General features: G+C 48.0%; 9 protein-coding genes and 1 pseudogene. All 10 read left to right on the top strand.

The window, feature by feature from the left end:
- Positions 1-201, top strand: a pseudogene (locus tag Q0Y54_RS08960) (hypothetical protein); the annotation flags it as partial.
- 2 nt (positions 202-203) lie between these two features.
- Entirely contained in the window at positions 204-1,370 is a 1,167-nt protein-coding gene (locus Q0Y54_RS08965; protein ID WP_297966540.1) for a restriction endonuclease subunit S, read from the top strand.
- Positions 1,371-1,719: 349 nt separating this feature from the next.
- On the top strand, positions 1,720-2,559 hold the full coding sequence (gene dapF, locus Q0Y54_RS08970) for a diaminopimelate epimerase (RefSeq protein WP_297966562.1): 840 nt from the start codon (positions 1,720-1,722) through the stop codon (positions 2,557-2,559).
- 34 nt (positions 2,560-2,593) lie between these two features.
- A complete protein-coding gene (locus Q0Y54_RS08975) occupies positions 2,594-3,472 on the top strand; it encodes a YicC/YloC family endoribonuclease (protein WP_297966543.1) in 879 nt (292 codons plus the stop codon).
- A gap of 14 nt (positions 3,473-3,486) precedes the next feature.
- The gene (gene remA / locus Q0Y54_RS08980) at positions 3,487-3,738 is read left to right on the top strand and encodes an extracellular matrix/biofilm regulator RemA (protein WP_297966545.1); all 252 of its coding nucleotides are present in this window, start codon (positions 3,487-3,489) and stop codon (positions 3,736-3,738) included.
- The gene (gene gmk / locus Q0Y54_RS08985; protein ID WP_297966547.1) at positions 3,738-4,355 is read left to right on the top strand and encodes a guanylate kinase; all 618 of its coding nucleotides are present in this window, start codon (positions 3,738-3,740) and stop codon (positions 4,353-4,355) included. The genes remA and gmk overlap by 1 nt, the downstream gene beginning before the upstream one ends.
- Positions 4,355-4,570, top strand: a complete 216-nt coding sequence (rpoZ, locus tag Q0Y54_RS08990) for a DNA-directed RNA polymerase subunit omega (protein WP_297966550.1) — start codon at positions 4,355-4,357, stop codon at positions 4,568-4,570. Before gmk ends, rpoZ begins: the two co-directional genes overlap by 1 nt.
- A gap of 124 nt (positions 4,571-4,694) precedes the next feature.
- Positions 4,695-5,891, top strand: coding sequence for a bifunctional phosphopantothenoylcysteine decarboxylase/phosphopantothenate--cysteine ligase CoaBC (gene coaBC, locus Q0Y54_RS08995; protein ID WP_297966553.1), 1,197 nt, complete (start codon positions 4,695-4,697; stop codon positions 5,889-5,891).
- Positions 5,892-6,003: 112 nt separating this feature from the next.
- Entirely contained in the window at positions 6,004-6,309 is a 306-nt protein-coding gene (locus Q0Y54_RS09000; RefSeq protein WP_297966556.1) for an STAS domain-containing protein, read from the top strand.
- Positions 6,310-6,338: 29 nt separating this feature from the next.
- A partial coding sequence (locus Q0Y54_RS09005; RefSeq protein ID WP_297966558.1) for an amino acid adenylation domain-containing protein occupies positions 6,339-10,654 on the top strand: 4,316 nt, incomplete at its 3' end.

Here is a 10,654-nt window from a genome sequence, read left to right on the forward strand (position 1 = left end):
AAAACAAAGAAAAACATTATATGCCTGTATGATACCTTTGGTAAGGAAAGAATATTTGGGCGTACTGAAGTAATAAACGCTCTAACAATAACGCCAAGCCCTGCTTCGGCCTTGATAAAGAAAATGTTGGAATTAGGGCTGATTGAAAATGTTCGTGGCCTTGGTAAAGGTAAATATAGATTTGTGGTACGGGAGGTGTAAGGATGAATACACCTAATATAAGATTTAAGGGATTTAGTGATGATTGGGAACAGCGGAAGTTGGGGGATTGTTGCCGTGAGTTCAAAAGTGGTTCTTTTATTCCGACAAGTGATATTGAAGAAAGCGGCGAGTATCCTGTTTTTGGAGGTAATGGTCTAAGAGGATATGCCTCAGAATATAATCACGATGGAGAATTTGCTCTTATTGGTAGGCAGGGCGCTCTTTGCGGTAACATGAATTATTCTGAGGGTAAGGCGTACTTCACGGAACACGCTGTGGCTGTTCAAGCCAATGAATCTGCCAATACTAAATTCATGTACTATTTATTGGATAAGATGAACTTAGGACAGTATTCTGGCCAATCAGCCCAACCGGGATTGGCGGTGGGGAAGCTGGTTAAACTAGAAGAATTATTCCCTTCTGTTGATGAGCAGAAAAATATAGGCAGACATTTTACGATCATCGATATCCTTATCACCCTTTATCAGCGTAAGTGTGACAGCTTAAAGCAGGTCAAAAATTATATGCTGCAGAAGATGTTCCCTAAGCAGGGGGAGAAGGTGCCGGAAATCCGCTTTGCTGGATTTACTGGAGATTGGGAACAGCGGAAGTTGGGAGATGTTGTTGGAGTATATGATGGTACACATCAAACTCCAAATTATCAAAATAGCGGCGTAATGTTTGTTTCAGTAGAAGATATTCAAACGCTTTCTTCTGAAAAATACATATCTGAGGAAGACTATAAGAGAAATTATTCTGTTGTTCCTGAACAGGGCGATATTTTGATGACAAGAATAGGAGATATTGGGACTGCCAACATAGTAAAAAAAGCAGAACCTCTGGCATTTTACGTAAGTTTGGCATTGTTGAAGAATCGTGGATTAAATGCTGAATTTTTAAAGGCAAATATATCAGCTCCGGAATTTCAAAATGAATTATGGTTACGCACTCTCCATACTGCATATCCTAAGAAAATCAACAAAGATGAGATTGGGAAATGCATTATAAGTATTGCTCCATGTATAGATGAACAAAAGCAAATAGGTAACTTCTTTGAAAAAATAGACAACCTTATCGCCCTTCATCAGCGTAAGTCAGACAGCCTTAAAGAAATCAAGAAATTCATGTTACAGAATATGTTTCTACAGAATATGTTTCCGAATAAGTAATTATTGCTGGAGGTAGAAGTAATGCAAGAACTGGAAATATTCAAATTTTATGTCTTTAGGCATATTCCACGGGAGATATTTCCGCAGTGTTTCTTCGTCCTCCAGATTCTTTTCCTTAGGCATTTCGGTTAAGATATCTTTGCTTTTGTAAGGCGCGTATGTAATTTTCCATATTGGCTGCAGGCTGCCAAAGAATTCTTGCGTATACGGTATAGGAACTATGAAAGACACAGGTTGTTTCTTCATGGTTCCTATTTTACATTAGAAATGTTTACAATACCCAAAAATATGATAAAATATATTGATGTGTAGAACGCAAACTCCTATGTAAGCTGGGGAGGAATAGATGATGAAATTTAATTTTACCAAGCTTCAGGGCACGGGTAATGATTTTGTTTTAATTGATTGCTTAAAGGAGCCGAAGCTGGATTATATTGGTGCAGCCCAGGCCCTGTGTGACCGCCATTATGGTATTGGGGCCGACGGAATTTTGCTGGTGCTGCCTTCGGATAAGGCCGATATTTGTATGCGGATTATCAACGCCGATGGCAGTGAGGCAGAAATGTGCGGCAACGGTATCCGGTGCTTTGCCCGTTATGTTTATGAAAAGGGCATTGTAGCCAAAGAGGAATTTACGGTGGAAACCGGGGCAGGAATTCTGGTGCCCAAAATGATATTGGAAAATGGCCGGGTGAGCCAGGTTCAGGTGGATATGGGGGAGCCTATACTGGAGGGGGACAATATTCCCGTTAATGGCTTTGGCCTAAAGCGGGTTATCGGTGAGTCCATTACGGTAAAGGGCAGAGAGTTTAAGATGACTTGCGTATCCATGGGCAATCCTCATTGTGTGGTTTTCGTGGAGGATGCAGAGGGCTTTCCAATTTATGAGTTTGGGCCTCTGTTTGAGTCCCATGAACAATTCCCCCGGAAGACCAATACGGAATTCGTGGAGGTAAAGGACAGGACCCACCTTCGCATGAAGGTGTGGGAACGTGGTGCCGCTGTGACTCTGGCCTGTGGTACGGGCTCCTGTGCAACCCTTACGGCTGCTGTATTAAACGGTCTGGCTGACCGCAAAGCAGAAATTCAGCTGGATGGCGGCAAGCTTCAGGTGGAGTGGGCCGACAACAATCATCTGTACATGACCGGCCCGGCTGAGGAAGTCTTTACGGGAGCAGCAGATATTTAATTTTTAGTATTTTTCAATTTATTAGGAGTAAAGAATGATAAAGAGCATGACCGGCTTTGGGGCCGGCGATTTTGAGGATGAGTCCTTTAAGGTACATGTTGAGATAAAAACCGTTAATCAGCGGTATCTGGAAATTGCTTTCCACATGCAACACACTTTGGCTCGTTTTGAGGGGGATATTACCAAAAAAATAAAGGAATATGCCTCCCGGGGCAAGCTGGATATTAACGTAAGCTTTCAGGACCTGCGGGATAAGGCCGTGTCCATTATTGTTGATAAGGGTCTTGTTCGGGCCTATAGTGAAGCCTTGGAGGCCATTAACAGACAGATCGGTACTGACAGACCCTATTCGGCCATGGATATTGCCCGTTTTCCAGATGTGTTAAAGGTGGATGATGATGCCAGTGAGCTGGATGCTGCCGGTCCGGCTATTCTGTCAGCTGTTGAGGCGGCCATGAAAAATCTGGTGGCCATGCGTGAGCATGAGGGGGAGAACATTCAGGCCGATTTGCTGGCCCGTGTTGATACTCTGGAGAGCTACGCTTCTCAGCTGGAGAAGCTGGCCCCGGACATTGTGGCGGCCTATCGTCAGAAGCTGGAAACCCTTTTGGAGCAGTATCTGGCCAAGGAGGATATTGACGAAAACCGCATTATTCAGGAAACGGCACTGTACACCGACAAGGTTAATTACACGGAAGAGGTGGTGCGCCTGTACAGCCATTTTGACCAGTTCAGGACCATCATAAAGGCCAATGAGCCGGTGGGCCGAAAGCTGGATTTCCTGATACAGGAGATGAACCGGGAAATCAATACGGTAGCCTCCAAGGCCAATTCCACCGGAGCCGCCCAGATTGCAGTGGATGTAAAATGTGAAATTGAAAAGATCCGGGAACAGATTCAGAACATTGAGTAAGGTTGTGGCTTTTTATGAATATAAAGCTTATAAATATCGGCTTTGGCAATATAGTATCAGCCAATCGGGTAATTGCTATGGTCAGCCCTGAATCGGCTCCCATCAAGCGGCTGGTACAGGATGCCCGGGAGCGGGGTCAGCTGGTGGATGCCACCTATGGCCGGCGTACCAGAGCCGTGATTATTATGGACAGCGGTCATGTTATTTTGTCGGCTGTTCAGCCCGATACCATGTCACATCGCTTTGACGAGGAGGAAAAAAATTAATGCGTAAAGGTCTGTTGATTGTTATTTCCGGACCATCCGGAACAGGCAAGGGGACGGTGTGCGAGGTAGTTCGCAGGAAAAATCCCGATATTGCCTATTCCGTATCAGCCACCACCCGGGCTGCCCGGCCAGGGGAGCAGGATGGGGTAAATTATTACTTCCACACCAAGGAAGAATTTGTCGCCATGATAAATAATGGGGAGCTGCTGGAATGGGCCAACGTATACGGTAATTATTACGGTACCCCCCTTAAGCATATTGAGGAGCAGCGGGCCAAGGGCATTGATATTATTTTGGAGATAGATACCCAGGGGGCCATGAATGTCAAGGAAAAATGTCCTGACGGATTGTTTATTTTCCTGGTACCGCCTTCCCTGGAGGAGCTGAAAAACCGGCTCTGCGGTCGTGGTACTGAGGACGATGAAAGTCTGAAGCGCCGTCTTGGGTCTGCTATTGCCGAAATCGAGATTGGCCGTCAGTACAGATATGTTGTGGTCAATAAGACAGTGGATATCGCTGCTGAGGAAATAACCAATATTATTCAGGCAGAACGGCATCGCACTGATTTAAATATTGAAATTTTGGAAAAGTTGAAAAATCGGAAGGAGATTTTATAATGGATATTGTAACCCCATCCTTAGACCAGGTATTACCAAAGGTAGACAGCCGCTATACGCTGGTGTCCTTGGCCGCCAAGCGGGCCCGTGATATTATGGACGGTTCCCACAAGGTAACGGCTGATCGTACCTCCACCAGAGATGTAACCAATGCCTTGGAGGAAATTTACGAGGGCAAGATTACTTACAAGCGTCTGCGCAATACTACCAAATAAGGTTTTAGTTTATTTTGTCCCACGCTGAGGGGAAAATTTCGACGGTATTCAGCTGGAGCTAGGGACTGCACCTGAATACTGCTTCATTGTGTTGTATCATTTTATATTTTATAAGGAATAGCCTATGCTGAAAGACAAGAATGTTATACTGGGAGTTACTGGCGGTATAGCAGCCTATAAGTCTGTGGAAATTGCCAGCCGTCTCCGTAAAGCCGGTGCCTCGGTTCATGTGATTATGACCCACAGTGCCCAGAATTTTGTTACCCCCCTGACCTTTAGGGAGATTACCGGCAATCCGGTAACCACTACCATGTGGGGTGAGGTGACCAATTACAATGTGGAGCATATTGCCTTGGCAAATCTGGCGGATTTGGTTATTGTGGCTCCGGCTACGGCCAATTTTATTGCCAAATGTGCCATGGGAATGGCTGATGATATGCTTACCACCACCCTGTTGGCCACCAAGGCACCTATTTTCTTTGCGCCAGCCATGAACACCAATATGTATGATAATCCCCTGACGCAGAAAAACATCAATACCCTCATCGAAAACGGGTGGAATTTTATTCCTCCGGAGTCAGGTCATTTGGCCTGTGGGGCAGATGGACTGGGACGAATGCCGGAACCTGTTGATATAGTGGATTTTGTGCGCTTTACCATGGCCTTTGCCGCTGATATGCTGGGCATAAAGGTGCTGGTGACAGCGGCCGGTACCTACGAGCCAATTGACCCGGTGCGGTATATCGGCAACCGCTCCAGCGGAAAGATGGGCTATGCCATTGCCGAGGCGGCCAAAAAGCGGGGCGCAGAGGTTATTCTTGTGTCCGGGCCATCTGCACTTACTGCCCCTGAGGGGGTGAATTTTATCGGCGTGGAAACTGCTGCCGAAATGCGTGATGCGGTAATGAACCATTGCTCAGAGGCGGATTTGATTATTAAGGCGGCAGCGGTGGCCGATTATCACGTTCGCAACGTATCTGATCATAAAATCAAGAAAAATGATGAGGAGCTGACCCTGGTTCTGGAGAAAAATCCGGATATTTTAAAGGAGCTGGGGGCGAAAAAGCGTATTGGCCAGATTTTGGTGGGCTTTGCCGCTGAAACCCAAAATTTGCTGGAATACGCCAAGGCCAAGCTGGAAAAGAAAAATCTGGATATGATTGTGGCCAATGATGTGTCCCGCAAGGATGCGGGCTTCAATACCGACACCAACCTGGTAAAGCTGCTGTACCGCAACGGCACAGTGGAGGAGCTCCCGCTGATGTCCAAGCAGAAATTGGCCGATGAATTGCTTAATCGGGTATTAAAACTGAAATATTAGATTGAATTGGTGCAATATACGGATTTTTGTTCGTATATTGCTTTTTTTTGGCAGGAATAGGGGAATTGGTGACGAAATATTTAGTAATACAGATTTTGAAAGGGTGAAAAATATGTTAGATATAAAAAAAGAACAAAATGGTTCAGAGCTTAAGCTTATACTTGTGGGGAAGCTGTCCATACAGGAGGCCAAGGCTTTGGGCCAGGTAGTTGATGATGAGCTGGCCGATGTTACGAATCTGACCTTTGACCTTAAGGAGCTGACCTATGTATCGTCAGCCGGTCTAAGAGTATTGCTTACCGCTCAGAACATAATGGATGAGGCAGGTGGCAGAATGACCTTAGTAAATGTTCCGCCCTTTATTAAGGATGTTCTTAAATTAACCGGATTTAATAAATTTATGACCATCGAAGATTAAAGTGCTTTTTTGTCAGGGGAGATAAGCAAATGAAATTATTGGTAAATGAATTCTTGGCACAGGCAGCGGCCCATCCTGACCGTCCGGCGGTAATGGACTGCTACGGCACGGATACATATGGTTGTCTAAATCGTCGTTCAGCTGTTTTGGCTGCCCGTTTACTTGATGGTGTTCAAGGGCAAGGCACTGGAATGCGGGTTGGGGTATTGCTGCCCCGGGCCCGGGTTTATTTGACGGCAGTATTGGGCATATTGCGGGCCGGCGGAGCAGTGGTCCCCCTGGAGGAGGATTACCCGGCAGAGCGGGTACAGTCTGTGCTGAGGGATGCGGGCTGTATGACCTGCATTTCCACTGAACAGCTGGCTGAAAAGGTCAGTGGTATTCCTGTCCTCACCCTGGAGGATATATTTGCTGAGGAGGATACCCTTAAGGTGGATGAAACCATAAATTTATCTGCCCCTGATAAGGAAGGCCTGATACTCTTTACTTCCGGCTCTACCGGCAAGCCAAAGGGGGTAGTCCACCCTCAGACCTTTTTCTCCATGTGGCTCCATTCGGCAATGGATTACCATGTCTTTTCGGATAAGGATATAACCTGTTGTATGGCCGGTATGACCTTCATTGCCTCCTTTGTGGACCTTTATCCGCCACTTATGGTGGGAGGCAGCGTCTACATTGCCAGCTCAACGGAGCGGATGAATGCGGATATGCTGCATAAAATTATTCAAAAGCGCCATATTACCGGAATGTTTTTGCCGCCCCAGATGTTCTATGTAATGCGGGAGCTGTACGGTCGTTTGCCCCTGGACTATGTTGTTCTGGGTGGGGAAAAGGTGAAGCCGAATTACACTATGGACGGCAATATTGTGGAGGTATATGGCTCCAGTGAATGCGCCGCCATTCTTCTGCATAGGGTGGCCCAGGAGGATTCCCGTATGCTGGGCAAGCCGGGGAATGGGGTACAGGTTTACCTGATATCTGATGATGGGGAGCTGATAAAGGAGCCGGGGGTTCTGGGGGAGCTGTGCGTGGAAAGTCCCTGGGTGGCCTTGCGCTACAACAATCTGCCTGAGGAAACGGCAGCCAAGTTTACGGATAATCCCTTCGGTGCCGGCCGCCTGTTTCACACAGGGGATTACATGGCCTATGATGAGGCGGGAAATCTGCTGTTCCATGGACGCAAGGATCATATGGTGAAGCTGAGAGGCTATCGGGTGGAGCTTGGTGAAGTGGAGCTCACCCTGCAGCGGGCCAATGGGGTCAAGGAGGCGGCCTGTGTCACCATCCGGGTGCATGGTGGGGATAAGCTGGCCTGCTATTACGTGGGGGAAGAGGTGGACAGCAATGATCTACGAAATCACGTAAAGGCTGTTCTGCCGGAATATATGGTGCCGGATTATTTTGTATATCTTGATGAGTTTCCCCGCAATGAACGGAACAAGGTGGATTATCTGGCCCTGAAAAATATGGAGCCACCGGTTGAGGAGGAGGAATATGAGCCGCCGCAAAATGAGCAGGAGGCCCGGATTTGCAGGGCCTTTGCCGAGGTGTTGGATTTACCTCGGGTCAGTGTGCTGGCCGATTTCTTTAATATGGGGGGAACCTCTCTTTCCGTGGCCATGCTGGTGGCCAAGCTGGATGAAGCCAGCCTGTCCTTTAATGACGTGGCCTCCTATCCAACCCCACGGGCTTTGGCCGCCTATTTGCAGGAGGGGGCCGGGAACCATCAGGAGAAGCTGGCCATGGACCGGGAATTTTATCCTTTGACGAAAACCCAGATGGGTATTTATCTGGAGGGCCTCACCGGGGGGAATAATGCCACCTACACCTTATCCTATTTGATGGTGGCAGATACCAGGGTGACGGCTGAGCAGCTGGTAAGGGCTGTAAACGACGTGGTGGCCGCCCATCCGTCCATGAAATATGTTATCCGGGCGGGGAAGGATGGTATTCCCCACATGTATATGGTCCCTGAGGCCTTAGTTAAGGTTCCTGTAATAGACGGTAGTGAGGATAAACGCCTTGGGTTTATTCAGGAATTTATGCCAGTGGTACCTATGACCGATGAACTGCTATTTTATTTTGCTGTTTATCGTACACCGGAAAGATGCTATTTGGCCTTAAAGAGTCATCTTATTTTCTTTGATGCCACTTCCTTAAGTCTGCTGATTAGTGAACTGAATCGTGCCCTTGGTTCATACTCCGGCAATGTAGAATTTTTGCAGGAGGATTACACTATACAGCAGGTGGGTATGTACGAGGAAGCACTGATGCAGGGCGGTGCCCATGAACAGGCTGAGGCTTATTATCAAAATCTCTTTGCTAAAATGGATGAGGTGCCATCCCTGGCTGGCGATCGGGAGGGAGCCCTTACCCCGGGTGTTAGCGAAAATATTCGTTATATACCGAAAAACCTTACAACAGAACAGGTCAAAGCCTTTTGCAGCCGGTACCAGCTTTCCGAGGGCAGCTTCTTTATGGGGGCCATGGCCATATTGTTGTCCAAATACCTTAGCAGCAAGCAGGTGTCCTTTTCCAGCGTATACAACGGCCGGGCCCGGGCGGGAATGGATACCACCATTGGTACCCTCATAAAGCGTATTCCGGTTTACGGCGATTTTACCGAAAATATTTCCGTAGTGGATTATTTAAAAAATATGGGTCGCCAGATTGTCACCAGCATGGGTAACGATATTTATTCCTTTGATGAAGTGCTAAAGCATTGTCCGGTAAATGAGGATGTGGAATTCATCTATCAGGGGGATTTGTTTACGGATAACATGGGCGGCAGCAGCACTGGTGAGGGCAGCAATCTCCTGTGGGGTGATTCCTACTTCCTGGAGCATTACCATACCGGTATGGTAACAGGCTGCTTCTCCATTCAATTTTTCTCTACCGATAATCAGTATAATATGACCATTGAGTATCGTAATGAGCGGTTTTCACCGGCCTTTGCGGAGCGGTTTGCCCAGGATTTGTTTACCGTGGCCGAAGGGCTTCTGACAGAGGACTTTATTGGTGATATTTCCCTCCTTACCCCGGAGGACAAGGAGACCCTGGCCCACTTTAATGATACAGCAGTGGCCATGGATTTTGTGCCGGTACAGGAACAAATTCGCCGTCATGCCCAGCTGACACCGGATAAAGCGGCGGTAACGGCCGCCGGCAGGACCCTGACCTATAGGGAATTGGATGAGCTTTCCGACCAGGTGGCCCATTCCCTGATACAGGAAGGGGTTACCAGGGAAACCCTGGTGGGTGTGCTCTTTGATCGGGAGGTTTGGGCCTATGTGGCGGAAATCGGTATTTTAAAGGCCGGGGGTGCCTTTGTGCCATTTATTCCCGAATATCCGGACGAGCGAATTGAATTTTGCCTGGAGGATGGCCAAATTCCTGTTTTGCTTACCTCCAAGGCGTTGCTGGCAAAGCGTTCCGCCCTTAGGGAGCATTGCAGGCTTCTGTCCCTGGATGAGCTTCTTGACCGTAATGGGTCAGAGACCAGGGGGGCAGAGTCCGCCCTGCCGAAGGTGGGGGCTGACAATCTGGCCTACTGCATCTATACCTCCGGTACCACCGGTAAGCCCAAGGGGGTACTGATTGAGCATAAAAATATTGCCAACTACGTTCATCGCAACGAAAAATCCCCGGAAATCACCCACTATACCCAGCCGGACCGCATTGCTCTGGCCCTTTCCTACTTATCCTTTGATGTTTCCATTGTGGAGGAGTTTGTGCCATTGTGTAATGGCTGTTCCGTGGTGATTGCCACCGAAGAGGAAATCCACACTCCAAGCCAGCTGGCCCAGCTGATTAGGAACAATGGGGTAAATGGTATCACCTGTACCCCCACCTATCTGTTGGGGCTGTTGGCCATACCGGAAACGGTGGAAGCTCTGCAGCAGATTAGCTTTTATGATGTGGGGGCAGAGGCCTTTCCGGCCGGTCTATACCAGAAGCTGCGGGAGCTGCGGCAGGACAGCGTGATTTTAAACGTTTATGGTCCTACAGAGGCCACTATGGGCTGTGCCGCCGAGGAAATGGTGGAAAGCAGGGTGGTGACTGTGGGCACGCCTATTGCCAATACCCAGTTCTATATTGCTGATTCCTTTGGCAATCCATTGCCGGTTGGCATTCGGGGAGAGCTGATGATTTGCGGTGAGCAGGTGGGCCGGGGCTATGTTAATTTGCCGGATAAAACGGCGGCATCCTTCTTTATCCATGACGGGGTCCGGGCCTACCGCAGCGGTGATTTGGCGGCATGGACCGATGAAGGGAAAATACGGGTCTTTGGCCGTATTGATAATCAGATAAAGCTCCGGGGCTTCCGCATTGAGCTGGATGAGAT

The organism is uncultured Anaerovibrio sp. (assembly GCF_947302755.1).
Taxonomy (GTDB): Bacteria; Bacillota; Negativicutes; order Selenomonadales; family Selenomonadaceae; genus Anaerovibrio.